The organism is Priestia sp. P5, assembly GCF_029522155.1.
Taxonomy (GTDB): domain Bacteria; phylum Bacillota; class Bacilli; order Bacillales; family Bacillaceae_H; genus Priestia; species Priestia megaterium_E.
In genome coordinates this window covers 1395610-1419950 of the sequence record NZ_JAKWFJ010000001.1, presented here as the reverse complement: position 1 = coordinate 1419950, position 24341 = coordinate 1395610, and the positions used below count along the sequence as shown (strand labels likewise).

General features: G+C 38.1%; 30 protein-coding genes. 13 read left to right on the top strand and 17 right to left on the bottom strand.

The features are described from left to right. Window positions 1–136: 136 nt before the first annotated feature. Entirely contained in the window at window positions 137–898 is a 762-nt protein-coding gene (locus MMB69_RS07665; RefSeq protein ID WP_277447522.1) for an MBL fold metallo-hydrolase, read from the top strand. Window positions 899–971: 73 nt separating this feature from the next. Here MMB69_RS07665 and MMB69_RS07660 read toward each other — a convergent pair whose 3' ends face one another. The 3 genes from MMB69_RS07660 to gdh form a co-directional block, all read right to left on the bottom strand. Next, entirely contained in the window at window positions 972–1109 is a 138-nt protein-coding gene (locus MMB69_RS07660; RefSeq protein WP_221812747.1) for a hypothetical protein, read from the bottom strand. A 132-nt stretch (window positions 1110–1241) separates the two neighbouring features. Continuing rightward, window positions 1242–2231, bottom strand: coding sequence for a DUF4003 family protein (locus MMB69_RS07655; protein ID WP_221785463.1), 990 nt, complete (start codon window positions 2229–2231; stop codon window positions 1242–1244). 143 nt (window positions 2232–2374) lie between these two features. Then, on the bottom strand, window positions 2375–3160 hold the full coding sequence (gdh, locus tag MMB69_RS07650) for a glucose 1-dehydrogenase (protein WP_034650269.1): 786 nt from the start codon (window positions 3158–3160) through the stop codon (window positions 2375–2377). 440 nt (window positions 3161–3600) lie between these two features. Between gdh and MMB69_RS07645 the strand changes: the two genes are divergently transcribed. Continuing rightward, complete coding sequence (locus tag MMB69_RS07645) at window positions 3601–4227, top strand: nitroreductase family protein (RefSeq protein ID WP_221785462.1); 627 nt, start codon at window positions 3601–3603, stop codon at window positions 4225–4227. Between the two features lie 63 nt (window positions 4228–4290). Continuing rightward, on the top strand, window positions 4291–5595 hold the full coding sequence (locus MMB69_RS07640; RefSeq protein WP_221785461.1) for an aldehyde dehydrogenase: 1305 nt from the start codon (window positions 4291–4293) through the stop codon (window positions 5593–5595). Between the two features lie 37 nt (window positions 5596–5632). Here the strand turns inward: MMB69_RS07640 and MMB69_RS07635 are convergent, their stop codons facing one another. The 4 genes from MMB69_RS07635 to MMB69_RS07620 all read right to left on the bottom strand — a co-directional run bounded on the left by MMB69_RS07635 (window position 5633) and on the right by MMB69_RS07620 (window position 9121). Continuing rightward, window positions 5633–7003, bottom strand: a complete 1371-nt coding sequence (locus tag MMB69_RS07635; RefSeq protein WP_048019533.1) for a DUF2254 domain-containing protein — start codon at window positions 7001–7003, stop codon at window positions 5633–5635. Window positions 7004–7219: 216 nt separating this feature from the next. Beyond that, window positions 7220–7993, bottom strand: a complete 774-nt coding sequence (locus MMB69_RS07630; RefSeq protein ID WP_221785460.1) for a TPM domain-containing protein — start codon at window positions 7991–7993, stop codon at window positions 7220–7222. Further along, window positions 7993–8562, bottom strand: coding sequence for a LemA family protein (locus MMB69_RS07625; RefSeq protein WP_221785459.1), 570 nt, complete (start codon window positions 8560–8562; stop codon window positions 7993–7995). Before MMB69_RS07625 ends, MMB69_RS07630 begins: the two co-directional genes overlap by 1 nt. Before the next feature lie 316 nt (window positions 8563–8878). Beyond that, entirely contained in the window at window positions 8879–9121 is a 243-nt protein-coding gene (locus MMB69_RS07620; RefSeq protein ID WP_221812748.1) for a spore germination protein, read from the bottom strand. 228 nt (window positions 9122–9349) lie between these two features. On the opposite strand from MMB69_RS07620, the gene MMB69_RS07615 reads away from it, so the two are divergent. The 3 genes from MMB69_RS07615 (at window position 9350) to MMB69_RS07605 (ending at window position 11454) form a co-directional block, all read left to right on the top strand. After that, a complete protein-coding gene (locus tag MMB69_RS07615) occupies window positions 9350–9667 on the top strand; it encodes a winged helix-turn-helix transcriptional regulator (protein WP_013058076.1) in 318 nt (105 codons plus the stop codon). A gap of 30 nt (window positions 9668–9697) precedes the next feature. Further along, window positions 9698–10333: an FMN-dependent NADH-azoreductase gene (locus tag MMB69_RS07610; RefSeq protein WP_028414603.1), complete on the top strand. Its 636-nt coding sequence runs from the start codon at window positions 9698–9700 to the stop codon at window positions 10331–10333. A gap of 485 nt (window positions 10334–10818) precedes the next feature. Next, window positions 10819–11454 (top strand): FMN-dependent NADH-azoreductase, encoded by a 636-nt coding sequence (locus MMB69_RS07605; protein WP_277447518.1) that lies wholly within the window; start codon window positions 10819–10821, stop codon window positions 11452–11454. A 60-nt stretch (window positions 11455–11514) separates the two neighbouring features. Here the strand turns inward: MMB69_RS07605 and MMB69_RS07600 are convergent, their stop codons facing one another. Then, window positions 11515–12054 carry a GNAT family N-acetyltransferase gene (locus MMB69_RS07600; RefSeq protein WP_277447517.1) on the bottom strand — a complete coding sequence of 180 codons (540 nt, stop codon included), beginning with the start codon at window positions 12052–12054 and terminating at the stop codon, window positions 11515–11517. 162 nt (window positions 12055–12216) lie between these two features. Here MMB69_RS07600 and MMB69_RS07595 point away from each other — a divergent pair, with 162 nt between their 5' ends. The 4 genes from MMB69_RS07595 (at window position 12217) to MMB69_RS07580 (ending at window position 14555) form a co-directional block, all read left to right on the top strand. Continuing rightward, window positions 12217–12462 carry a hypothetical protein gene (locus MMB69_RS07595; protein ID WP_260506923.1) on the top strand — a complete coding sequence of 82 codons (246 nt, stop codon included), beginning with the start codon at window positions 12217–12219 and terminating at the stop codon, window positions 12460–12462. Window positions 12463–12466: 4 nt separating this feature from the next. Then, window positions 12467–12979: a hypothetical protein gene (locus tag MMB69_RS07590; protein WP_221785456.1), complete on the top strand. Its 513-nt coding sequence runs from the start codon at window positions 12467–12469 to the stop codon at window positions 12977–12979. A 178-nt stretch (window positions 12980–13157) separates the two neighbouring features. Beyond that, window positions 13158–14051: a tyrosinase family protein gene (locus MMB69_RS07585; RefSeq protein WP_221812753.1), complete on the top strand. Its 894-nt coding sequence runs from the start codon at window positions 13158–13160 to the stop codon at window positions 14049–14051. Between the two features lie 294 nt (window positions 14052–14345). Beyond that, window positions 14346–14555 carry a YjcZ family sporulation protein gene (locus MMB69_RS07580; protein WP_372452358.1) on the top strand — a complete coding sequence of 70 codons (210 nt, stop codon included), beginning with the start codon at window positions 14346–14348 and terminating at the stop codon, window positions 14553–14555. Window positions 14556–14612: 57 nt separating this feature from the next. Here MMB69_RS07580 and MMB69_RS07575 read toward each other — a convergent pair whose 3' ends face one another. The 5 genes from MMB69_RS07575 to MMB69_RS07555 form a co-directional block, all read right to left on the bottom strand. Beyond that, window positions 14613–15590 carry a ring-cleaving dioxygenase gene (locus MMB69_RS07575; protein WP_221812754.1) on the bottom strand — a complete coding sequence of 326 codons (978 nt, stop codon included), beginning with the start codon at window positions 15588–15590 and terminating at the stop codon, window positions 14613–14615. Between the two features lie 214 nt (window positions 15591–15804). Further along, window positions 15805–16428, bottom strand: coding sequence for an FMN-binding negative transcriptional regulator (locus tag MMB69_RS07570; RefSeq protein ID WP_277447515.1), 624 nt, complete (start codon window positions 16426–16428; stop codon window positions 15805–15807). A 261-nt stretch (window positions 16429–16689) separates the two neighbouring features. Further along, entirely contained in the window at window positions 16690–17067 is a 378-nt protein-coding gene (locus MMB69_RS07565; RefSeq protein WP_277447514.1) for a hypothetical protein, read from the bottom strand. Between the two features lie 23 nt (window positions 17068–17090). Next, the gene (locus MMB69_RS07560) at window positions 17091–17264 is read right to left on the bottom strand and encodes a glycine zipper domain-containing protein (protein ID WP_221785451.1); all 174 of its coding nucleotides are present in this window, start codon (window positions 17262–17264) and stop codon (window positions 17091–17093) included. A gap of 167 nt (window positions 17265–17431) precedes the next feature. Next, entirely contained in the window at window positions 17432–17599 is a 168-nt protein-coding gene (locus MMB69_RS07555; RefSeq protein WP_277447512.1) for a hypothetical protein, read from the bottom strand. A 209-nt stretch (window positions 17600–17808) separates the two neighbouring features. Here MMB69_RS07555 and MMB69_RS07550 point away from each other — a divergent pair, with 209 nt between their 5' ends. Next, the gene (locus MMB69_RS07550; protein WP_277447511.1) at window positions 17809–18384 is read left to right on the top strand and encodes a CBO0543 family protein; all 576 of its coding nucleotides are present in this window, start codon (window positions 17809–17811) and stop codon (window positions 18382–18384) included. 166 nt (window positions 18385–18550) lie between these two features. Here the strand turns inward: MMB69_RS07550 and phaZ are convergent, their stop codons facing one another. The 3 genes from phaZ to MMB69_RS07535 form a co-directional block, all read right to left on the bottom strand. Next, window positions 18551–19447, bottom strand: coding sequence for an intracellular short-chain-length polyhydroxyalkanoate depolymerase (gene phaZ, locus MMB69_RS07545; RefSeq protein ID WP_221785448.1), 897 nt, complete (start codon window positions 19445–19447; stop codon window positions 18551–18553). Between the two features lie 207 nt (window positions 19448–19654). Next, the gene (locus tag MMB69_RS07540) at window positions 19655–19846 is read right to left on the bottom strand and encodes a hypothetical protein (protein WP_013058089.1); all 192 of its coding nucleotides are present in this window, start codon (window positions 19844–19846) and stop codon (window positions 19655–19657) included. Between the two features lie 89 nt (window positions 19847–19935). Further along, window positions 19936–20466 carry an ECF transporter S component gene (locus MMB69_RS07535; protein ID WP_221785447.1) on the bottom strand — a complete coding sequence of 177 codons (531 nt, stop codon included), beginning with the start codon at window positions 20464–20466 and terminating at the stop codon, window positions 19936–19938. A gap of 420 nt (window positions 20467–20886) precedes the next feature. Here MMB69_RS07535 and MMB69_RS07530 point away from each other — a divergent pair, with 420 nt between their 5' ends. Together MMB69_RS07530 and MMB69_RS07525 are read left to right on the top strand one after the other, a co-directional pair. Further along, entirely contained in the window at window positions 20887–21390 is a 504-nt protein-coding gene (locus MMB69_RS07530; RefSeq protein ID WP_277447508.1) for a YehS family protein, read from the top strand. A gap of 1 nt (window position 21391) precedes the next feature. Next, window positions 21392–22099, top strand: a complete 708-nt coding sequence (locus tag MMB69_RS07525) for a M48 family metallopeptidase (protein ID WP_264408105.1) — start codon at window positions 21392–21394, stop codon at window positions 22097–22099. A gap of 56 nt (window positions 22100–22155) precedes the next feature. On the opposite strand, the gene fbp is transcribed toward MMB69_RS07525, so the two are convergent. Further along, the gene (fbp, locus tag MMB69_RS07520) at window positions 22156–24084 is read right to left on the bottom strand and encodes a fructose-1,6-bisphosphatase (protein WP_277447507.1); all 1929 of its coding nucleotides are present in this window, start codon (window positions 24082–24084) and stop codon (window positions 22156–22158) included. Between the last annotated feature and the right edge of the window lie 257 nt (window positions 24085–24341).

Genomic DNA, 24341 nt, shown 5'->3' with positions numbered 1-24341 from the left:
GTTTCGGTTCTTTTTGCTTTTGACTACTATTCTTTCATTTATCAAGTGAAAGTGTTAAAATACTTGATTTTATCTATGTATTTGCGAGTAGATTATCCTATAAACTATACGTAGATCAAAAAAAGGAGAGATACAGATGAAGATTACACATATTCGTAACGCTACTCTAATTGTTGAATACGGAGGAAAAACGTTTTTAATTGATCCTATGTTAGCGGAAAAAGGCACTTACCCTCCTTTCCCAAATTCGATCAGACAAGATCAAAACAACCCTTTAGTGAACTTACCGATATCCGTTGAAGAGATTATTGATGATGTAGATGCGGTTATTGTCACTCATCTCCATTTAGACCATTTTGACGATGCGGCTAAGCAGGCTTTGCCAAAAGACATCAAAATGTTCGTTCAAAATGAAGAAGATGCCGCAGCAGTAAAAGAAGCTGGTTTTAAAAATGTAGAAGTACTTACGCAAAACACGGTTTTTGAAGGCGTTGAATTAATCAAAACAAAAGGTGAACATGGAAGAGGAGAAATTTTAAAGCGTACTGGTTTAGTGTGCGGCGTTGTTTTTAAAGATAAGAGTGAAAAAACCCTCTATGTAGCTGGAGATACGGTATGGTATTCCGCTGTTGAAGAAGAAATCAATACACATAAACCAGAGATCATTGTCGTAAACGGGGGCGATAATCAATTTTTAGAAGGCGGTTCTCTTGTGATGGGGAAAGAAGATATTTACGAAGTACACAAAGCGGCCCCTCATGCTACGATTATTTCTGTCCATATGGAAGCTGTAAATCACTGGACGTTATCAAGAGAAGAGTTAAAAAGCTTTATCAAAGAAAAAGAAATGGCCTCTCACGTCTTTGTTCCAGATGATGGTGAAGTTTATACTTTTTAAGTAAAAGAGATTAAGACATAACAAAATCATTCCAATCTAAAGACGGACAAATGAGATCGCATGGATTGCTCGCTTATGACACCGCTGTTGATTTCCGTGCAAGGCTTCGCTTTCCGCGGGCGGCCGGTGAGCCTCCTCGTCGCTTGCGCTCCTGCGGGGTCTCATCCCTTCCGCTTTTCCCGCAGGAGTCTTCGCCTTGCCCTCCAATCAACAGCTAGAAGTAACTAAATTGAGTAAACCTATCTTCCCCCTACTAATAAAAAAATTTGACCGATTCATCGTTCAGATCACCCTTCAACTAATATACTTTTACCCCAGCCTCTTTTTATAGCCTTTTCATTTATCAAGTAGTAGTCGTAGTAGCAACCGCTGAAGTGCTCGCAATAACCGCTAGCATAGCTGCTTGCTGAGCTTGAATAATCGTTTCAATCGTTGTATAGATGCCTGTTTCGACCAGTCTAGAATCCTGCAGCTTTTCACTGATAACCAAATTAACCGCCAGCATAACATTGATGTCTTTCTGCCATTTAAAAAGTTTGTCTGCGTTTAGCTGTTTCACTACTTCATAGATAATTTCAATTTCAGCTTCCGGTTTTTCAAACAATGCTAATAAGCCAATGACCGGGTAATGCATTGCTTTTACTTTCATACCTGCCGATTCACAGGCTTCTTTTACTGATACGCACCTTTCAATAAGGGTATCTCCATGTAAGTTTTTATCGATTGAAAGAATATGACTTAAAAATTGAAGGTCATTTCCTTTTTTAAATCCATACTGCGCCAATGTCGTATAGAAGTGTTCAATTTCATGCATCAAATCATCAACAAATTCGCTCGTTTCAGCTAATAGCACAGCAAGAGGTACATCACCGCTTGATGTAAGGAAGAGATGCTTTTTTTTCATACCTTGATAAATTTCTACTGACCTTCGAACCATTTCTTTATGACTTCGACTTGACTCATTCGACAGCATAGCCGAAGCCGCGATATACGTAAATGCGCCTCTAGTAAATCCGCCTTCTACCAATTGATCATATACATCCAGAAATCCATGAAACGTTTCTTTTGGATTCTCATAGCGAGTATCTAGCATGGCTGCGATCGTAAATCGCTGCGATGATTTTAACGTAGAAAACATCCCTACTTGATTTTTAATATAGTCACTTAACTCCACATAATCCTGAAGCTCGAGAGATTTACCTTTCACTGCATACATAGAAGCGATAGCCATAAACTGCTTGTGATCTGCCACTTTCCATTTCAGTTCATTTTTTAAGCTGATATAAAAATCTCTATACTGATTTACTTTTTGTTGAATCGTTTCCGGGAGCATATCAACACGTCCTTTATTTGTCGTTAGCTTATATACGTAACACTTCAATAAAAGTTTCAATATTTGGCAAACGTCCTATGCATTTATTACATACAAAAAAGACCCCGGAATATTCCCAGGTCTTTTTCGTTCAGTTCTATCTATTAACCTCTTCCCGCTTGGAAAGAAGGATATTTTGTCATACCGCCATCAGCAAATAGTGTAATACCTGTTACGTAGCTTGCTTGTGATGATGCTAAGAATGCTGCAACTGATGCGATTTCTTCCGGGTTGCCGATATAGCCCATTGGAATCATGCTTTCTACGTCTGCACGCTGTTCTGGATCTGCGAATTTTTCAGCGTTGATTGGCGTATCGATTGCACCTGGCCCAATGTTATTTACGCGGATACCTTTTGGCGCATATTCAAGAGCCAATGTTTCCGTCATTAGTTTCATGCCGCCTTTACTTGCTGCATAGTGAACAAATAGTGGCCAAGGAATCATTTCGTGAACGCTGGACATGTTAATAACGTTTCCTTTAATGTCATTTTCAACAAAATATTTAATCGCTTCGCGGCTTCCTAAAAACGCGCCTGTTAAGTTTGTATCGATTACTTGATTCCAGTTTTCTAATGATAATTCATGTGAAGGAACTGGGTTTTCAACACCAGCATTGTTAATCATAACGTCTAATGTGCCAAACTCTTTAACAGCTGTTTCTACAAGATTCACAACATCTTCTTCTTTTGTTACGTCGCCTCGAACAATAATTGCTTGACCGCCAGCTTGTTCAATTTCTTTTTTTACTTCTAGCGCTTCGTCTTCATTGCTGCGGTAGTTTACAACTACTTTTGACTGCTCTTGACCAAAACGAACGGCCATTGCGCGACCCAATCCTTTTGATCCGCCTGTTACAACTACTACTTTATCTTTTAAATCTGTATACATCTTAAAGTCCTCCTACTTTTCCTGCGTGATATGTCTTGCTATACTGTACTAATTATAAATACAGTTTAGGTTTTAAAAAGAGAATAAACACTTTTCTATCTCTTCTTTCTCAAACTGTCATTCATTTAAAAAGTAACAAATTCACTTTTGTTTCTTTCTGTTACTTATCGTAACCAAGAGAGATAAAGTAGTCAAACTTTTTGTTTTATCATTTCTTTTTTCCTTACTCTCTTTATAATTGTTTGTTCCCTGGAGAATGAGTCTTCACACTTCCAATTAACACCACTTCAAAAGTTTAAACTTTTTCCCTTGCAATTCTTAAATCAATGTATTATATTGTTGATGTATCAATTATTGATATGTCAAACAATTGTCCGCAATCAAAAATATGGAAATGATAATAAATAAGTTTAACGCCTAGAAAGAAAGGGATAATGACTATGACTACAAAAGACTTTAACGAAATTGCTTTAAAACGCCGTTCAATTAAAAAATATGATCCTTCAGTAAAAATCAGCCGTGAGGAAATGGAGGAAATTCTTACAGAAGCTATGCGCGCTCCTTCTTCTGTTAATATGCAGCCGTGGCGCTTTGTTGTAATTGAAACGCCGGAAGGCAAAGAAAAGCTAGCTAAACTTGCGAAATTTAACAGTGAACAAGTTCATACATCTTCAGCTGTTGTTGCCGTGTTTGGTGACATGAACAACGTTGAATATGCAGATGAAATTTTCGGCAAAGCAGTAGAGCTTGGCTATATGCCTCAGGATATTAAAGAACAGCAGCTAAATTTCTTTAAGCCGATTTATGAAAACATGCCAAAAGCAGATATGAAAGACATCGTTTTGATTGATTCAGGTCTTGTATCTATGCAGCTTATGCTTGTTGCTCGCGCTCACGGGTATGATACAAATCCAATCGGCGGATACGAAAAACACTTAATCGCAGAAGAATTCGGTTTAGATAAAGAACGTTATCTTCCAATTATGCTTATCTCAATTGGGAAAGCAGCAAGCGAAGGCCATGCTTCTTACCGTTTACCGGTCAATACGGTTACAACTTGGAAATAAGCAGCAGCTAGTTCTATTTAATAAATAAAGAGCTAAAAATGTGAAGTAAAAGGAGACTTTCTGATGAACAACTATCAAGAACTTACAAAAAAACAGCTTTCATTCTTTAATAGCGGTAAAACAAAAGAAGTTGCGTTCCGTATCGAAACGCTAAAGAAATTAAGAGAACTTGTTGTGCGTCATGAAGACGACATTTTAAAAGCAGTAAAAGCTGACCTTAACAAACCAGAATTTGAAGCAAAACGTGCGGAAGTTGGTCTTGTGCTAAGCGAAATCGACTTTGCAGTTGAGAATCTGGCAGAATGGGCAGCGCCAAAAGAAGTAGAAACACCATCTACTCACGCAGGAGCAAAAAGCTACATTTATCAAGATCCATACGGTTTAGCTCTAGTGATTGCACCTTGGAACTATCCGTTCCAACTTGCTGTATCACCAGTAGTGGGCGCGATCGCTGCAGGTAACTGCGTGGTGTTAAAGCCTTCTGAATTAACACCTCATACATCAAGCCTTCTTGCTAAGATGTTTAATGAAAACTTCCCTGAAGAATACTTGACGGTAGTCGAAGGTGAAGTGGAAACAAGCACGGCTTTATTAAAAGAAAACTTTGATTACATCTTCTTTACAGGAAGTACAATGGTCGGCAAAATTGTAGCAGAAGCTGCAGCTAAACATTTAACGCCTGTTACGCTAGAACTAGGCGGAAAAAGCCCTACAATTGTACACGAAGATGCTAATATTGAAGAAGCAGCTAAACGTATTGCGCGCGGTAAATTTGCAAATGCTGGTCAAACTTGCGTAGCGCCAGACTACATTCTTGTTCAGCGAAATGTAAAAGACGAGCTGCTAGCTAACCTAAAAGAAGTCGTAACAAACACGTACGGCGCAGATGTTTCACAAAACCTAGACTTCCCTCACGTAGTGAGCGAAAAGCATTTTGATCGCCTTAGCAGCTTCTTAACAAACGGAGATATCGTTTTTGGAGGCAAAACGGATCGTTCTCGTCTGTTTATTGAGCCAACTGTTCTTGACAACATCTCATGGGAAGACGATGTGATGCAAGATGAAATCTTTGGACCAATTCTTCCAGTCATTGTATACGATGAAATCTCAGAAGTAATCCAAGCAATCGTAAAACGTCCAAAACCATTGGCACTTTATCTTTTCTCTGAAGATGAAGCAGTTCAAGATCACATCTTAAACAGCGTGTCATTTGGCGGCGGTTCTATTAACGACACAATTAACCACATGACGTCTCACTACCTTCCATTTGGCGGTGTTGGTGACAGCGGAATGGGTGCGTATCACGGAAAAGCAAGCTTTGATACATTTTCACATGCTAAAAGCATCTTAAAGCGTTCAAATAAATAAAGAAAAAGCCGAAGTCAGCGTCTGTCTTCGGCTTTTTTTATTCTTTCATTTGTTTGGCGATTTGTTCATACTGCTCTTCTTTTTTTGTGGAAACCGCTAAATCGCAAAGAATATGTAAAAAATATTTTTTATCTTGAACAAATAAATACTCTTCTTCAAAGCCTTTAGAAATGTATACAGCAAACTCCCAGATGTCGTCATAATAAGCTGGTCCAATGGCCTCAGCGAGATTTCCAAGCGTTTTGAGCAGCTCCATCGTAATGATAATATTCCGTCTCGCATAGTGCCGGATATTCGCAAATCCATCATATAAAAAGTCCTCAAACTTTTTGTCAGGGATCACCATTCGTATCACGCCTTTATCATCAACTAAGTAAGAAGAAAATTGACTCGCGGCACAAATTTCCCGAAGAATATCGCTAATTTGGTGAATGGAGTTAACTGCCGTTTTGAAGTCATCATTTCCTAGTGATTTAATCGCCATCTCCACAAACTTGGTAATAATATACGTCGTGTCTTGAATATCAGTCTGAGATTTCCCTACATGGATATATTGGTGAAAGACGGTACAATCCATTTCATCGTGCTCCGTCGAATCTCTATGCCAATAATAAAACAATACGGTTCCGCTGAGCACATAATCCCCTACTTCACGCTCCATTTTTATCACTAAATTATGCTCTTTGGCACAGTGAATCAATTGGCTGTAGTTCAACGTTTGAATATAGCCAGATGTTTGAATACATACCGGCTTTTTCTCTCCTTGTGGAAAGGAAAATTGTTCGCTATGACTAGACTGCGTTCGATGAATCTCCAGTTCCTCGCGAATCGTTGTTTTAATCGCTTTTATGGACGCTGTTTTCATCGATTGAGTCATATGATTTACTTGCAGCCACTTAACAGAATGATTAATGAAGTAGACAAACGTGCCCGCACTAAAAACAGACAGGGCTGTCGTCACAAACGGAATCGCAAAATATCCGTCTACTTGAGAGCTGTTTAAAAAAAGAAAGACAAAAAGTGTATACAAAAAACTCCCTATAAAAATACCTAAAATTCGCTGAGTAGACTTAGAAGAAGCAAAGTTTTTTAACACGCGAGGAGAAAACTGAGCTGCAAATGATGTAAACACAACAAGCATTAAATTAAAGGTAAATGTGGTAATCGATAGAATCCCGGGCATAATCGTACTCACTAACGTATTCGTTAAATCCATGTTGATTGAAAAAAATGACGGAACCTTCTCTCCTACTTTGCAATAATAGTCAAGAAACAGCGTCAGTGCAGCTAAAAGAACAGAAAAGAAAGCATAAATTAAGGGACTAAACCAGATTTGACTAGTTAACTCATCTTTAAACGCACGAGGAGAAAGCTGTTTCCTTGCAGCTATCCATCTAAATGTATTCATATAAAACCTTCCTTTTTATTTGTAAATCTCTAACTTTTTTCTTAGTTCCCTAATTTTTTTTGATTATGCTTATACAATGGAAAAAATCTATTTTTTAGCTATAAACATACAAACAAAAAATCCGAACGCGTTGGATTCTCAATCAAGAATCCATCTCGTTCGGATCTGCTTTCAACTAACCTAATTTTATCTCAGCCTCTTTTTACTCTTATCTGTTTACCAGCCCCGGCTCGCTCCGCCGCCTCCAGAGCTGCCGCCTCCACCTCCTCGAGGACCGCTTCCACTGCCGCCACCTCCGCCGCCTCTTCCTCCAAACATCACAAGGAAGTTTAGAAGAAATTGCGTAATTGCTCCTTTAAAAAAGACGAAGTCAATGATAAGTAAGCCCACAATAACGGCTGCAATCAGCAGCGTTTGAAGGGTTGTGAAATGAACACCGCTATCAGAAGGAGGAGCTGCTTTTGGCACTTTTTGTTCAAAATCTGTTCCTAAATCATACTCTTTTACGACTTGGTTATAAACAGCTTTGTATGTGCTTTCTAGCGCCGTATCGTATTTTCCGTTTTTTAAGTTAGGAATAGCATAAGAGTCAATGATTTCTCCAGATTTGATATCGGTGATAGCTCCTTCTAACCCATACCCTACTTCGATTCGAATTTTTCGTTCTTTTTTAGCGAGCAAAATAAGAACGCCATTGTTCAGCTTTTTATCACCAAGTTTGTACTTTCGAAACGCTTCATTTGCGTACTCTTCTACATCCGAATCACCTAATGAATTCACCGTAAGAATCGCTACTTGAGCTTTCGTTTCATCATCTAACTTTCTGCCCATTTGATTGATATCCGCTTTTTCCTGGTCATTTAACAGATGAGCAAAATCTTGAACGTAAATATCGCCTACCGGATTTGGGATATCAGGTGCAGCAAAAGCAACGCTTACCGTATTACATAAAAGAGATAATAATAAAGCAAACGAAGCAAGAAATTTCATCACTTATCGCTCCCGAAATCAACTTTCGGCGCTTGTTTTTCTTCATTTGTTACTTCAAAATATGATTTTTCATCAAACCCAAACGTGCGCGCGAACATGTTTTTAGGAAATCCCTTAACGGATTTATTATATTTTGCAACTTCATCATTATAGTCTTTACGCGCTACAGCGAGTCGATTTTCCGTTCCTTCTAAGCTATCCATCAAGCTTCTGAAGTTTTCATTTGCTTTTAAATCCGGATACTTTTCAACCACTACAAGCAGGCGATTTAATGCGCCGCTTAATTGCTGATCCGCATCAGCTTTATCTTGAGGCGTTTTCGCTCCCGCTAGCTGCGCTCTTGCCTGAGTGACTGAATCAATTGCTTCCTGTTCATGCTTAGCGTAGCCTTTTACCGTTTCCACTAAGTTAGGAATTAAATCAGATCGTCTTTTTAGTTGGTTATCCACTTGGGAAAATTTATTATCTACATCTTCCTCTGCGCTAACGAGGCCATTGTAAGAGCTTACTCCGTAAATTACAATGAGCACTAACACAACAATCGTAGCGATCAAACCTTTGTTTCTCAATGTATTACCTCTTTTCTTCATCAAAATTATGTATCTATTTACTAGTACGAATCATACCCTAAAAAGATTCATTTTTTGCCAATTTTATTAAGGTTAAACAGATGAACTAGCATTATAATGTGTCTAGAGCGCTTCTTTTTATAGTTTCTCCTCTTCCTTGCACATGTCATACCTTACCACCTTTTTATCACTAATATAAAGGAATTAGTTTTATCGTACAACAATGGAAAAGGTCAGAAGCTTGTCCAGTATGCGCCTAGAAAAAAGACAAGCTAACAAGCAGCTTATAACCTTATTTGTTATAAGCTACTCATTTTTATATCTGATTGCCATATGCGTTATCAACATTCGCAACAGCGGTTTGATCAAATATATCTGCATCCATATTTGTGTTTTTCATTCGAGCACAAGCAGCTGAAATGTCTCCATATGTTGAGTTGATTCCAACAGATTTAACATCCGCCGTGTGTCCGTTGTGAAGAACTTCTCCAAAATTCATCGATCCGTTTCTCGCCATACCATTAATTCTCGTGTTACAGATGTTAATAACTCCTGCCATGACCATACCACCTTTTCTTAAGCTGAATTCGTACATCGTATGCTGTGACAAGCCTATGTGTGAAAAGTTTTCAAGAAGTGAAAAGCAAGGTACAAACATTCAAACATTAGTGAATTTATTCATTTCACCCTGCTTCACCCAAAGTTTCCACATGTTTTTATGCTTTTTCTGTTACAATAAATGCATAAGTTATTTTTCATCCATATTGTTTGAAGGAGGATACGTAATATGGACGAACCAAAAGATATTCAACCTAAAGTAGAAAAAAGTTTCGAACTGATTGGGAAGAAGTGGACAGGATTAATCATTTATGTGCTCATGAGCGGTCCTAAACGCTTTAGTGAATTAAATGAAAGTATACCAGCCTTAAGCAGAAGGCTTTTGACAGAACGAATTAAAGAGCTTGAAGACCACGGAATTGTTGTCCGAAATGTTATTCCCGACCGCCCTATTCGTTCTGAATATTCGCTGACTCAAAAAGGAACAGAGCTAGGCAAAATATTAGGGCCGATTAGCCAGTGGGCAGAAAGCTGGGTCCAAGATTAATAAAACTACTCCATAGAAAGGATGAGCATCATGGCAAATGTTCTCTATATTACTGCACACCCTTTAGCTGAAGACGAATCACTTAGCATGGCTGTAGGGAAAGAATTTATTGACGTGTATAAGCAAACACATCCAGAAGATGATGTGGTTCATTTAGATTTATATCAAGCAGATATTCCATACTTAGATGCAGACGTATTTAACGGCTGGAAAAAGCTTCGTTCTCACTCTTCCATCCAGGATTTATCAACGGATGAACGATTAAAAGTGGGACGATTAGCCGAACTAGGCGGACAGTTCGTACTCGCTGACAAATATATTTTTGTCACGCCAATGTGGAATTTCTCCGTTCCTGCGATTATGAAAACGTACATTGATGCGATTACCGTGTCAGGTAAAACCTTTACATATACAAAAGAAGGCGCTCAGGGATTGCTTAAAGGAAAAAAAGCGATTCACATTCAATCCCGCGGAGACGTGTATTCAGAAGGCCCTGAAATGGCAAGAGAAATGGGTCATCGCTATTTAGAAATCATGATGGACTTTTTTGGAATTGAAGCGTTTGAAAGCATTATTATTGAAGGGCAAGTAAAATTCCCAGATCAAATTCCGCAAATCAAAGAAAAAGCACTCCAAAAAGCCCATTCAATGGCCAAAACGTTTTAAATTCAATAGAAATCAAAAAGACCTCGAAGCAGATCGAGGTCTTTTTCTTTACTCTTCCCTCCCTTATATTTCCCTTGAAATAATGATCACCTTCCTGCCCATTTTACGCTGAAAATAGATTTAAACGAAAGATGAAACGCTGTTATTTTTTGTTACTATTCATAACGCACGTAACAAAAATATATTATTTTTCTTTTTCGTTTTTTAATTATCTACGTTCAAAAAAGATAGTTTCTCTAAATGAATAACGTTTAAAATCACGCTTTAAACAGAAATAAACCTTTGTTTTTAAAGGGTTTATCTACAAAACCCAAAAGCGTAATACTCTTAAAAACGTTTGTGAATATGATAAAATCCAATAAAAAACCTTTGACTAAATTCGTTACGTAAGTTACTATTAATAACGTAGTAGATGTTTTCGAACATATTATCTTTAATTCATGAAACAACATTTATATATTGAAGACGGAAAGGTGAAAAGAATTATGGCAAAAGTATTATATATTACAGCAAACCCTAACGATGCTACGCAATCATTCAGTATGGCTGCGGGAGACGCATTTATTAATGAGTATAAAGAAGTAAATCCAACGGATGAAGTAGTTCACGTTAATTTATATCAAGAACATATCCCTCACATCGACGGCGATGTATTCAGCGGATGGGGCAAACTTGGAAGCGGCGCAGAATTTGACGCGCTTACTCCTGAAGAACAGCGTAAAGTTGCTCGCTTAAACGAGTTAAGTGACCAATTTGCTCAAGCAGACAAATATGTATTTGTTACACCAATGTGGAACTTCTCATTCCCACCAGTGATGAAAGCATACTTAGATGCTGTAGCAGTAGCTGGAAAATCATTTAAATATACAGCAGAAGGTTCTGTTGGTCTACTAACAGATAAAAAAGCGTTCCATATTCAAGCAAACGGCGGTATCTACTCTCGCGGCCCTGCTGGTGAACTAGAAATGGGTCACCGCTATATGCGCATTATGATGAACTTCTTCGGTGTTCCTTCTATCGGAAGCCTATTTGTAGAAGGACAGGCTGCAATGCCAGATAAAGCACAAAAAATTAAAGAAGACGGTATTGCTCGAGCTAAAGAAGCTGCACGTACGTTCTAATAACAAATATAAGCATAAAAAAAGGAACATCTCCCCGTGTTCCTTTTTTTATGCTTGCCATTATATCTTTGCTTCCTCGCGCAGCAGCGAATAAACATATGTATCAAACGGGATATTGTTTTGGTACAGGTACTCTCTTAACGTCCCTTCTTTTTTAAATCCTACTTTGCTTAACAAAGCGATAGATCCGCTATTTTGCGTAAATACAATCGCTCCTATACGATTTAATTGAAGTTCGTGGAAACCATAAGAAATCGCTTCATGAACGGCTTCTGTTGCGTATCCTTTGTTCCAATACTCCGGAAAAAGAGCATAGCTTACGTTTGCTTTCTTATGCCCAGGAGACCACTCTTGAAATCCTATTGTTCCAATCAGCTTCTCTTTTCCTTTTAGCTGAATCCCCCATTTAATTAATTGCTTTTCTTCGTAGCCTTTGGAAAAATTCTTAATGATTCCCTTTACTTGGTTGATCGATTCTAAAGCTTCTTGCCCGTAATAGCGCAGCACCTCTTCATCAGAAAAGCATTCTAAAATTTCACCCGCATCATCTTCTACAATTTTTCTTAATATCAGCCGTTTTGTCTCTAATTCCGGAAACATTTTCTTCCCTCTTTTCTGCGCACCTTATCTATCTACGGTAAACCATACTATTCTCCTCTCAACTAGCAATATCCTGCTAAAACTTTCCCCGAGAGGACTCATTTCCTATCCAAATAGTCGATTTACAGCGGAGATAGTGGTATTTTATATAGTGGGCATAAGTTGATTTTTATCAGCACAGAGGCGGTGAACGTAGAAATGAACCAAGATAAAGAATTGCTGTCCACGATACACGCTCTTCAAAAAGAGCTGCAGCAAGAAAAAGAAAACCGTGCGTATATGCAAAAAGATATGGACGAACTCAGAAGCGCTTTATTACAATCAGATCAAGTAAAACAAAACTTAATTGATCAGCTAGAAAAGAAAGTTGATTTGATTTTAACGTTGATTCAAAAAGGAGACGCATAAAGGAATGGATTTTTTTAAAAACAGCAAAATACTATACACTATTGTAGCACTTGTGATTGCCCTCATCGCTGTATTTACCAACAATTCGCCTATTTCCCTCATTCAGCAGCATGAAAACTCAAACAGCACGTCGAGCAGTACGTCGGACACTACATCAAGCAACGAATGCTCAGCTGAGACTCAAAGCGACAGGTTATTTACCGGCAAAGAACTTGTCTTACAAGAAGGAAATGATAAATACGGATATTGCCACATTATCGCGCATATGCAAAAACCAGGCGTTGACAACTATCAAGGTAAAAGCCAATTCAGTAAGTATTTAAATGAAAAACAAGCGATGTCTGTTGCTGAAGAAGTCATCAACGAAGGCGAAGACGGCACCAACAATAAATCTGGCAACTACGTTAAAGAAAAGTATATTAGTTCTTTAAACCAAGAAGTTAGAGTTGTGTATACTGACTACAGAGGCAAAGACTACGACTACAGCGTAACGACCATGTATCCAATTGGTCATTAATAATAATGCAGTGAATAAAAGCAGGCCCATGCCTGCTTTTTTTGATTTTACCTCTATTTATAATTTACACCTTTAAAAAAGTCTATTTAAATTTACAGTAGCATTTTTACCTCTTGGACATATTTTAAATATAAAAAAGAAACAGCCCCCTGCTTCTTTTTTAGAAAGAGGTTAAAAAATGAGTAACAAGTACAGAGTCAGAAAAAACGTATTGCATCTTACCGTCACGGAAAAAAGAGATTTTATTCGTGCTGTGCTCATACTAAAGGAAAAAGGAATATATGACCGCTATATAGCATGGCATGGCGCAGCAGGTAAATTTCATACGCCTCCGGGCAGCGATCGAAATGCAGCACATATGAGTTCTGCTTTTTTGCCATGGCATCGTGAATACCTTTTACGATTTGAGCGTGACCTTCAGTCAATCAATCCAGAAGTAACGATTCCTTATTGGGAATGGGAAACGGATGCACAAATGCAAGATCCATCACAATCAAAAATTTGGAGCACAGATTTTATGGGCGGAAACGGAAATCCCAAAAAAGATTTTATCGTTGATACCGGTCCGTTTGCAGCTGGGCGCTGGACGACGATCGATGAGCAAGGAAATCCTGCTGGAGGGTTAAAACGTAATTTTGGCGCAACGAAAGAAGCACCTACACTCCCTACTCGAGATGATGTTCTTAATGCTTTAAAAATAACTCAATATGATACGCCGCCTTGGGATATGACGAGCCAAAACAGCTTTCGTAATCAGCTTGAAGGATTTATTAACGGGCCGCAGCTTCACAATCGTGTACATCGCTGGGTCGGCGGACAGATGGGCGTTGTTCCTACTGCTCCAAATGATCCGGTTTTCTTTTTACACCACGCAAATGTAGATCGTATTTGGGCTGTATGGCAAATTGTTCATCGCAATCAAAACTATCAGCCGATGAAAAACGGGCCTTTCGGTCAAAACTTTAGAGACTTCATGTATCCTTGGGATACAACTCCAAAAGATGTTATGGACCATCGAAAGCTTGGGTACGTATACGATATAGAATTAAGAAAATCAAAACGTTCATCATAAGCATTTCTAGAAACAGCGGTATACAATCAAAAACAGGTAACCCCCTTCCCTTCTAACATAGCTCCAAAAGCCACAAACACCGTAAAACTCACCGCTTTATCTCCCCATTCAGCATAAAATATAGTTAATTAACCATAATTGGGCTGTGAATAAGCTTCATATAAGGACCTTGGAACATATGAATAAGTTATCAAAGCTTTATAAAAGTTTTATAAACGAAGGGAAGATATTAAAATGCATAATAACGTAAACGCACCTTTTAGTTCTAATGAAAACATGCCGTTCTCACCTGCTATGGCTCACCACGCCTACACTGCTCCTGCTTATGATCATATGATTCCACACTGCGGATATACAATGCCGGACTATGGATATATGGTTCCTGAATGTGGATATAGCGTTCCTTGCCACAGAGGTAGTGGTTTTGCCATTATCATCGTACTGTTTATTTTACTCATTATTATTGGTGCATGTGGTTTCAATTTCTGCCACGATGAGTGTTAACCCAAAAAACTCCAGTACAAACACTGGAGTTTTTTCATATCTTAATCGCTGCAAACCTTATAGCGTTTCATCTAAATCTAGCGGTCTCAGCTTCTCTTCAATTTCTTTGCGCTTAGGTTCTAAAAATGGAGGCAGTGCTAATGTTTGCCCCATCGTTTCAAGCGGTTCATCGGTCGCAAACCCAGGTGTGTCGGTTGATAATTCAAATAAAATGCCGTTTGGTTCTCTAAAGTATAGTGCTTTGAAATAGTATCTCTCTACTTTACCGGAATTCGGCAGGCTGTTTTCGTTTAACCGACTTGCCCACTTGTCGTATTCTTCTTCATTTGGAACACGGAAGGCAACGTGATGAACGCCACCGCGCCCCAGACGAACTTTTGGCAAGTCAGGTCTTGTTTCAATATGAACTTCGGCTCCGCTTCCGCCTTCACCTGTTGCATAAACCAAAATATCCTCTTGATTTTCTACAAAAGATGGATAAGAGCTCACGTAGCGAAATCCCATAATGTTTGTCAGTACGTCAACCGTTGGGTCTGCCGCGCCTACCGTTAGCGTAACTGGCCCTAATCCGATAATCGCATGTTCTAACGGAATATCTTCACGCTTCCACGGGACGCCGGCTCTTACGCCTTTTTCACCGTTGTCTGCGACAAGAAGCAAGCGTGTGCCTTCAAAATCTTTAAATGCTAACGTGTCACGATTAGCTCTTTTAGCTATTTCTTCATATTCTACTCCGTACTGCTCAAAGCGCTCTTTCCAAAAGTATAAAGAATCCGTACTTTTAACACGAAGCGACACGGTTGAAATGTCAGATGCACCTTCATGTGTTCTTGCAAGCCCCGGGATATCAAAAAACGTTACTTCCGTTCCTGGCGTCCCTTCTCCATCTGCATAAAATAGGTGGTAAGACTGCGTGTTATCTTGATTCACCGTTTTTTTTACTAATCGCATGCCTAACACTTTGGTGAAAAACTGATAGTTTTTCTCAGCTTTCCCCGTCAAAATAGATACATGGTGCAATCCTAACAATTCCATTTTCTTCGCCTCTTTTCATAATATATACGCGTTTTAAATCCCAACGAAAATATCTTTAAATAAATCATCTTTAATTAAAGATAATTTTAAAGGATACACAGCCTATTTGTCAATAACAAGAAAATAGTTGTGAATATAATAAAAAAGAAACTAAACGCACCGTTAGCTTCTTTTTATTTTGCCTTAATGAGTGTATTATCTTTTCAAATAGATCTTACTTTTTAAGTACATGCTGCACATTTTGTTTCATCAGCTCGGCCACTTTTTGTTCATTCTCACGAGACGTCTGCTCTAACTTTTCGATGACTAGCTGCTGTCTTTCTACTGAATGATTTTGACTTAGCTTTTGCTTGCCTTCCATGTTTGTAATATCGATTTTAAATCCAACGATTCCTTTACTTAAACCATTTATATAAGCAGAATCAACTTCATTTACTGTATATGTACTCTTCGGGCTTTCATACTTCGCTACCATCTTGCTCAGCAGTCCAAGCAGCTCTTTAGGTTCTTCAATCATTTTCATCGTGCCATACACGTGAACAGCTTCGTAATTCCATGTCGGCACAGCTTGATTCGTTTCATACCAAGACGGTGAAATGTAGCAGTGAGGCCCTTGAAACACAACTAAAATTTCTTGATTTTCAGCATCTTTCCACTGCTGATTCGGACGTGCAAAATGCCCGGATAAAGTTCCTTCTTTACGGTTTAGCATCAGAGGCAAATGAGTAGCATAAGGCTTTTCGTGATGATACGAAAATAGAGTAGCAAATCCATTATCTTCAATAAAATCATACATGATTTGTTCATCATTCATTTTGAAATGCTTTGGAATATACATAGGCGCTTCTCCTTTATCTTTTATTTAATCAAAGATACACTACTTATACGTGTTTGCAACAGCGTCAGTTATGAACTTTTTAGGGAGGTCAGCAACTTATGAATCGATTTTTTATGAAGTTTATGCTACACTGCTGTGATGTAAACCGCTGATTTTTATACATTATTATTTAGCACATGATGCAATTAAATATCAGTTCACTGAACAAGGAATTGAGAAACAAAAAAAGAAGCGCTCGTTTAAAGCAGCTCCTTTTTTTGTTCATCTATATAATTGAGGATTTTTTTCTCTTTTAATAGGTCCACCTTTGGCCATATGCCACTCAATGACGCGGTCGGTTAAGCGATCATATACATCGTCTTCCAAATACGGATCTTCTGTAGAAGTGAGCAAGATGTGAATATCAGCTTTTATTTCTGCTAAAACAGCTGAGCTAAATACCGCAGGGGCATTTAATACGTCTAATATATATAACACCAGCATCTCAAATCCTTTATCCCAATTGGCATTTCCGTTGCCTTGGGCTTCACAGCGAAGCTTTTCAATAGCTCGAATGACCTCTCCTTCTACAACATCCGACTGCCCGCTTTTCGGAACATGTTTTAACCATATTTCCTTTGCTTCGTCAAAATATTTCATTCTCTACTCCTTTCTTCAGAACTTTATTCCTTTTTGCTTCTTTGATTCATTGCCGTTCCAAACACAACGCCTAATGATGTCCCAATCGCAATACCAAACCCGATATTATCCATTAACATTCCAAGAGAAGCCCCCATCGCAACGCCCAAGCCTAATCCTACTCCTAGATAATCAGTAGCTTTCTTTTCTTCAGACAAAAAATCACTCCTTTTTGCTACCATTTTATTTATACCTTTTATACGTAAAAAACACATGAAAAGTTTCATAAAAATGGAAACAAAAAAAGCAGTCACTTTAACTGCTTTTTACATAATTAGCTGATGAACAGCTTCTCCGAGCATTAAAATAGACCCCAGTATGCAGATTACCCGAATACATACATCGTTTTACGTGCAAACTGCTCAAACGATATGCCAAAGCATTTTTTAGCTATCCAGTACAGGTGGATAAGAAGCCCTCTAATCCGGACCGGCTTCATTGATTCATCAGATAATGATCGAGATAAAGAAAGGGTGATTAACCCTGCCATCATAAAAAAACTGCTATCGCTATGTGTAAAATAGAACTATCCATCCGTTCCCTTCTTTTTCCTTTTTTATACCTATTATTTTAGCATAAAGGCACGTGAAAATGGACGTGCAGAAAAATACAAACAACTCAACAGGGAAAGGTATCCAAACCTTAAGAAAAGGGCAGTTTAAAAATAAAAACACTTTTCTTACTTAAAAAGGATGGATCACGTTGACAACCAATCAAAAGGAATATCTTGAAAAAATACATAGCATACAGGAAAACCTCTCCAAAACGTGGATGGACTATTGGCACCACTACTCAAGTCCAAGCTCTTGGCAGTTTTGGGTGACCTTAGGCGCTTTTATCTTACCTTTAGTCATTCTCTATTTTTTAATTGACCGAAAAAAAGCCTTTCACTTAGGGTTTTATGGATTTAACGTACACGTTTGGTTTCACTATAGTGATACCGCTGGCGTTTATAACGGGCTTTGGACGTATCCTTATCAAATGAATACCGTTATACCCGTAAGCTTTAGCTTAGATGCTTCGCTTATTCCCGTTGCTTTTATGCTGCTTTATCAATGGACACTCAATCATCATAAAAATTATTATTTATATGCAACTACTCTTTGTTTGTTTTTTGCTTTTATTTTTAAACCATTATTAACAGGAATTGGCTTTTTCCAGCTGCATGAATGGGCTACTTACGGTTATTTATTTGTATTTTATCTCGGTGTCATACTGCTATCAAAATGGATTACCAATCTGTTTCTTTATTTTGAAAAACAGCATTCAATAAGATAAGTGTCCTCAATAAAAAACGTAAGCATCTTCAAAAGACCTTACGTTTTTTGGCTTGTTTTCTTCACTAGTTGTCTGCTGCCTCAAAAACAGCGTGCTTTTCTTACTGTTAATTTAGAACATGCTGCATCTAGCAATCATAAAACTTCTTTTACTAAGGACGATTTTTCTAAGCTCTGCTTAAATTAGCGTTGTATAAGTCCATTAAACTGCTTAAATCATCTAACAGCGGGCAGTGACCTACACCTTTCATAATTTTTAACGTCGCATTTTCCCCTATTCCTTTTGCGATGTCAGATGCATCTCTTGTCGAAACCATCTTATCTTCATCTCCTTGAATAACCATCGTAGGAATCGTAATTTTTCCGACTTCTCCTGTCCCTTGAACGACACCGTTAAAATCGTTTGAAATATTAAATCTCATCAGTGCGTAATTGATATCAATTAAATTTCGCTGCTTGATCGTTCCTTCTAAATATTTTTCAAATTGATCAGCAGACGGCTTATTTTTTGTATATAAAAATTGACGCAGCATCATTTTTAAGAACCATGTGTTTTTTGTTTCTTTTGCGTTTTCGACCATTCTAAATGCTTCTTTTACTTCTTCTTTGGTTTGTATAAAGTTGTTAGGAATAGGCAGTTCTAAAAACGTTCTTCTTGGAATGGGGTAGCCTTTGATGTTGACGGAGCTTAAGAGAATTAATTTTTTGGCATCATTCGGATAATCAATCACATATTGCATAGCGACTGCTCCTCCTAATGACCACCCGCTTATTGTAAAAGCAGACAACTTTAAAGCATCTGCAAACAGTTTGACATCATCTGATAAGTCTTTAATCGTGTGGATAGGTGTATGATAAGTGGAGTCTCCAAATCCTCTTAAATCGATCGCATAAGCTGTGATATGTTCTGGAAGTTCGTTCATCAACACATCCCAGTTAAGGGAAGAATTCATGTTTCCGTGAATTAACAAAAGTACCTCTTTTCCGCCTTTTTTCATTCGGTAATTGAGTATTTCTCCATTCGGTAATTCTACTTTTGCTTGTTCTAAAGCAGATACGGTCATCGCTATTTTCCTCTTTTCTTATATAATTAGAACGATCGCTAGCATTTATTTTTTAATACCCTATTTATCAAGATTTAAGCAGTTAAAAAGAAGTTGTGCAAAAGCCAACATAATGCTATGTTATTCTGTTTGCTAAAAAAGACAGCCAAATACGCGATTTGGCTGCCTTTTTATAATGAAGAAATATACGAATGAGCAACAAGGCCATTACTTTTTCGGGGCGTCTAATGCTTGATAGGCAAGCTGATATTTCCCGCCTTCAGCCACTTCTGCATGGTATAAAGCTTTAAGAGCAAAGTTTTTTTCTAGACTGTGCTCTTTCATCAAACCGTTCAGCTTACCTTGCAGTTCCTGATTGTCTTTAATGAGCTGCTTCATCTGTGATTTTAAATATTTCATGGTGTTTTCCGCTCCTTTCACTTGATAAACCTTCATCAAGTATATCACTTAAGGATAGGATAATGGTAAAACAAGTTACGATTGAGCGATTAAATTTGTACCGCTCTATTCTTTAAGCGCGCTACAAGCGGAACAACGATGATACCCGCTATCACAACTTGCATCACATTTCCTGGTACAGAGCCAAGCGGAACGATCCAGTTACCGTAAAGAATCACTTCGGCAAAATAGTAGCCGACGACTTTTACAATCAGCGCTGCAACAACTGCCAGCGTGTTGACAAGCGCTCTTTTACCAGGTGCTTTTTCTGAGATAAGACCTGCTAAAAAGCCCATTGCCCCTACAATAATAAACGTAAACGGCGCCCATGCTGTCCAGCCGGAGATGAGGTCGAATAACCCCATTCCAAAAGCTCCTGCGATGGCTCCTGTTTTTTTACCGTAAAGAAAAGCTGCTATAAAAAGAGGAACGTTGCCTAAATGAATGAGGCCTCCGTTACCCATGATTGGAAGCTTGATGTTGATAAACATTGTCGCTACAAACGTCAGTGCGATAAAAAGCGCATGCATAGATAAAGCTTTGATTTTGGTTGATTCTCTTGGTGAGTATGTTGAATTCATCTGTTGACCTCTTTCTTTTTTTACTACTATCATACTCCTAATTACATACTTAATAAATACGTAAAACTATTTATTTAGTAAGATATATCATTCTAGCAGCACAAAGGGATCGTCCAACTTCAAAAATTATCCTATCCGTTCTGAAAAAATAAAGCTGACTCTGCTTCCTTTAGCAGACTGCGGCGCCTAATTTTGTTATGGTAAAGAGTCTGTTCGGGCATAATATGAGCAAATCGTTCTTTTTCAAGAGTTGACGAAGGCTGATAAATATGAGAAGTTATATGTTTGTAGAAATGAATGGAATAACCTAGAATTCCAGCGAAACCTGTTACTATAATTGTACTGATATTAACCAAGTTCGTTCAGATTGTGGCAGTCATGATTTTTACATACAGCAAGCAAGTTATAGGAGGAGCAAGAATGGATAATAACGATATTTTAATTAGATTACGATATGCCTTGGATTTAAAAAATACAGAAATGGTAGAGATCTTTCATCTTGGCGGAGTAGACGTAACAAAAGAAGACGTATTAAAGATCCTTACGAGAACACCGGACGAAGAAGACGAGGATGCAGTTCAGGCGGACGAACACATCACGTGCAGTAACAGTATGTTAGATTCTTTTTTAAACGGTTTTATTACCTTTAAAAGAGGAAAACAAGACCCTAAACCAGGGCAAGCACCGCCAGCGCCGGTTCAAAGCAATCAAAATATGTACAACGTCTTATTAAAAAAAGTAAAAATTGCTTTGTCCCTAACCAGTGAAGAGATGTTAGAAGTATTTGATGACGGTGGCATCCGTGTATCTAAAGCAGAATTAGGTGCTTTATTACGAAAAAAAGGCCACAAAAATTACAAACCGTGCAAAGAAAATTTTGCACGAAAATTTCTAAGAGGCTTAACTGTACAATATAGAGGATAACATGATACACACTTTTTCAAATCAGAGTATCCATTACGAAATACGATATAAAAACCGAAGTTCTTTTGCGATTAAAGTAGACGGATACGGCATGGTCGAAGTCCTTGCTCCTAAAGAAACGTCTACTGAACAAGTACGTATGTTATTAGAGAACAACTGGGCATTGATTCAGCAAAAAATAAACGAAATGAAAGATAGAACGCATGGACCAAAGAAAAAAGTCTATGAACACGGAGAACGCTTTTTGTATGTAGGAAAAAACTATCCGATACAGATTCATCACGATTCGACCATTACAAAGGATTCTGTAGTGTTTGAAGCGAACACGCTTCAGATTTATGTCAATCAGCACGACGATGAAGCGATAAAACAAGCGCTCAAACGCTTTTACTATCAACAATGTAAAGCGCTAGTAACCAAGAGTATCTCCTCCTATCAAAAACATTTTAAAACAAAGCCGCGCTCCATTTCGATTTCCGATAGCAAAAAAGCGTGGGGCACGTGTGATTCCAAGCGTCAGCTAACCTTTAACTGGCGGCTGGCAATGGCACCGCAGCACGTCATTGATTACGTAGTCGTTCATGAAATGTGCCACATGGTTCATATGAATCACGATCGGTCCTTTTGGCGTCTTGTCGGGAAAATCATGCCCGATTATCGTGAACAAGAGAACTGGCTGGAAATGTCGAACTGGGAAATGACGGTGTAGTACCGCTAAATAAAAAAGAGCAGAAGCCCCAGAGGCATACTGCTCTTTTTTTATCTTTAACTATAGCGATATTTTCTTAAATCTTTTAAAATAGAAATTTCTTTTAATAATTCTTCTCCGACGTTTGTTTCTAAAACCATTTTTCTTTCTAGTTCTTTGTCAACCAATCGCTTTACGGATAAGACATCCGTTCCTTCTAATAAAATCTCTTCTTTTGAATTAAAGTGTTTGTGAGCGACTAGCTGCATGCCGTAAGAATTATATAATAATGTATATCCAGCAATCCCTGTTGTGGACTGATACGCTTTTGAAAAACCGCCGTCAATAACAATCATCTTTCCATTTGCTTTGACCGGGTTTTCTCCTTCAATTTCTTTAACTGGCGTATGACCATTAATAATATGACCGTGATCAGGATTCAGATTAAATTCTGCGAGAATGTTTTGGCAGACTTCCTCATTTTCCCGTAAATAGTAGTATGGATTCTTCTTCTCTTTATGCGTTGTTTTATCACTTATAAAATATCTTTCAAACGTTGTCATTGCACGTTTCCCAAAGAGTGATGAATATTCTCCTGTCCATAGGTACCAGACCATATCTGTTGCCAAATCATCCGTTTCTTCAGGATGTGCAAATGCCTCTTGCAAATAATGTTCAAACACATCAAGCAAGTTACGGCCTGCATACGTTTTATCTTCTATCGTCATTTTTTCCATGTTTCCTTCTTCATCTAAAGGAATGCAGCCGTGTATTAATAAGTTTCCGTTGTATTTTAAATAAAGGCTGCCTTTTTTCATCAGAAACTTCATATGTCTCGCCAGCTTTTCCGAATGCTGCACAGAAAGCAGCAGTCTTTCCATTACCTGCTCTTCTTCTTCTAATAGCTGATCAGGCTGCGCCGGATTAACCGTTGCAAAGCAGCTGTTTTCTAGCGGATACGTGTTTCCGTATATCGTAATTTCATTTTTATCGTAATCAATTTTTTCAAGCAACAGCCTTTCCGACATATTAAAGAAAGGACGTCTTTTTATAATCGGACTTTCAAGCTTGAACTGAATCATCGCAATGGCCTGATGAATTTTCGTAATTTGTAATCGCTCGTGATCGGATAGTTTGTCACTCGAGCTTACTTTTGGTCTAAAAGCAGGATTATCATCATAATATTTCTCCGCCAGGTTAAGAAGCGGTCTAAGGTTAATGCCATATACATCTTCAATAATATCTAGATTGTCGTATCTCGCGCAGATACGAATAATATTGGCAAGACACACTTTTGAACCCGCAAAAGCGCCTAGCCATAGCACATCGTGATTTCCCCACTGAATATCAACAGAGTGATAATTAATGAGCGTATCCATAATTTTATCCGGCTCAGGTCCACGGTCATAAATGTCCCCTACTACGTGCAGATGGTCCACAACCAGCCTTTGCGTCGTATAAGCAAGTCCTATAATAAGCTTATCGGCTTGTCCTAGAGAAATAATCTGCTGAACAATCTTTGTATAGTACTGTTCTTTATTTGTAAATTCATCCGTTTTATATAGCAGTTCTTCAATAATGTACACAAATTGAGCCGGCAATGCTTTACGCAGTTTAGAGCGCGTGTATTTAGAAGAAGCGTACGAAATGAGATTAAGCATGCGATCAATGATTTCTTTATACCATTGATAGAGTTCCTTTTTGTTTCGAAACTGCGCTTTAATCAACGGTAATTTTTCTTCAGGATAATACACTAATGTCGCAAATTCATTGATTTCTTTGTCAGATAATACATTTTTAAAAAGGTCTTTGATTTTCTCTTTTACATTTCCTGAACCATTTCGCAGCACGTGCTGAAAGGCTTGATATTCGCCGTGTAAATCACTGACAAAATGTTCGGTCCCCTTTGGCAGATGAAGAATAGCTTCAAGGTTAATAATTTCGGTTACCACTTTTTCTTCCGTATCATACTTTTGTGCAAGTAAATCTAGATATTTTGTGTTCAAAACTATGTATCCCCTTTCAACGTTCACCATTTAGTATAATCACCGTCATAACCCTGTAAGATAAATTGTGATTATAATGTTACGCACCTCTTATTTAACTCTTTTCTCTCCATGCCTCACCTCTTTATTTTAACCTATTTTACGTATAGGTAAAATGGTATAAAGTCTATTTGTCTATAAAGATTTCCCGTTCTTTCCCCTTACCTCATAGAGAAAGTTATACTATAAAAAACCTGCTGATCTCAGTCAGCAGGTTC

Coding starts and splice junctions, on each gene's coding strand:
- MMB69_RS07665 (WP_277447522.1), top strand. CDS start 137: ATGAAGATTACACATATTCGTAACGCTACTCTAATTGTTGAATACGGA.
- MMB69_RS07655 (WP_221785463.1), bottom strand. CDS start 2,231: ATGCTCCCGGAAACGATTCAACAAAAAGTAAATCAGTATAGAGATTTT.
- gdh (WP_034650269.1), bottom strand. CDS start 3,160: ATGTATACAGATTTAAAAGATAAAGTAGTAGTTGTAACAGGCGGATCA.
- MMB69_RS07645 (WP_221785462.1), top strand. CDS start 3,601: ATGACTACAAAAGACTTTAACGAAATTGCTTTAAAACGCCGTTCAATT.
- MMB69_RS07640 (WP_221785461.1), top strand. CDS start 4,291: ATGAACAACTATCAAGAACTTACAAAAAAACAGCTTTCATTCTTTAAT.
- MMB69_RS07635 (WP_048019533.1), bottom strand. CDS start 7,003: ATGAATACATTTAGATGGATAGCTGCAAGGAAACAGCTTTCTCCTCGT.
- MMB69_RS07630 (WP_221785460.1), bottom strand. CDS start 7,993: ATGAAATTTCTTGCTTCGTTTGCTTTATTATTATCTCTTTTATGTAAT.
- MMB69_RS07620 (WP_221812748.1), bottom strand. CDS start 9,121: ATGGCAGGAGTTATTAACATCTGTAACACGAGAATTAATGGTATGGCG.
- MMB69_RS07615 (WP_013058076.1), top strand. CDS start 9,350: ATGGACGAACCAAAAGATATTCAACCTAAAGTAGAAAAAAGTTTCGAA.
- MMB69_RS07610 (WP_028414603.1), top strand. CDS start 9,698: ATGGCAAATGTTCTCTATATTACTGCACACCCTTTAGCTGAAGACGAA.
- MMB69_RS07605 (WP_277447518.1), top strand. CDS start 10,819: ATGGCAAAAGTATTATATATTACAGCAAACCCTAACGATGCTACGCAA.
- MMB69_RS07600 (WP_277447517.1), bottom strand. CDS start 12,054: ATGTTTCCGGAATTAGAGACAAAACGGCTGATATTAAGAAAAATTGTA.
- MMB69_RS07590 (WP_221785456.1), top strand. CDS start 12,467: ATGGATTTTTTTAAAAACAGCAAAATACTATACACTATTGTAGCACTT.
- MMB69_RS07585 (WP_221812753.1), top strand. CDS start 13,158: ATGAGTAACAAGTACAGAGTCAGAAAAAACGTATTGCATCTTACCGTC.
- MMB69_RS07580 (WP_372452358.1), top strand. CDS start 14,346: ATGGCTCACCACGCCTACACTGCTCCTGCTTATGATCATATGATTCCA.
- MMB69_RS07575 (WP_221812754.1), bottom strand. CDS start 15,590: ATGGAATTGTTAGGATTGCACCATGTATCTATTTTGACGGGGAAAGCT.
- MMB69_RS07570 (WP_277447515.1), bottom strand. CDS start 16,428: ATGTATATTCCAAAGCATTTCAAAATGAATGATGAACAAATCATGTAT.
- MMB69_RS07565 (WP_277447514.1), bottom strand. CDS start 17,067: ATGAAATATTTTGACGAAGCAAAGGAAATATGGTTAAAACATGTTCCG.
- MMB69_RS07555 (WP_277447512.1), bottom strand. CDS start 17,599: ATGATGGCAGGGTTAATCACCCTTTCTTTATCTCGATCATTATCTGAT.
- phaZ (WP_221785448.1), bottom strand. CDS start 19,447: ATGACCGTATCTGCTTTAGAACAAGCAAAAGTAGAATTACCGAATGGA.
- MMB69_RS07540 (WP_013058089.1), bottom strand. CDS start 19,846: ATGAAATATTTAAAATCACAGATGAAGCAGCTCATTAAAGACAATCAG.
- MMB69_RS07535 (WP_221785447.1), bottom strand. CDS start 20,466: ATGAATTCAACATACTCACCAAGAGAATCAACCAAAATCAAAGCTTTA.
- MMB69_RS07530 (WP_277447508.1), top strand. CDS start 20,887: ATGGATAATAACGATATTTTAATTAGATTACGATATGCCTTGGATTTA.
- MMB69_RS07525 (WP_264408105.1), top strand. CDS start 21,392: ATGATACACACTTTTTCAAATCAGAGTATCCATTACGAAATACGATAT.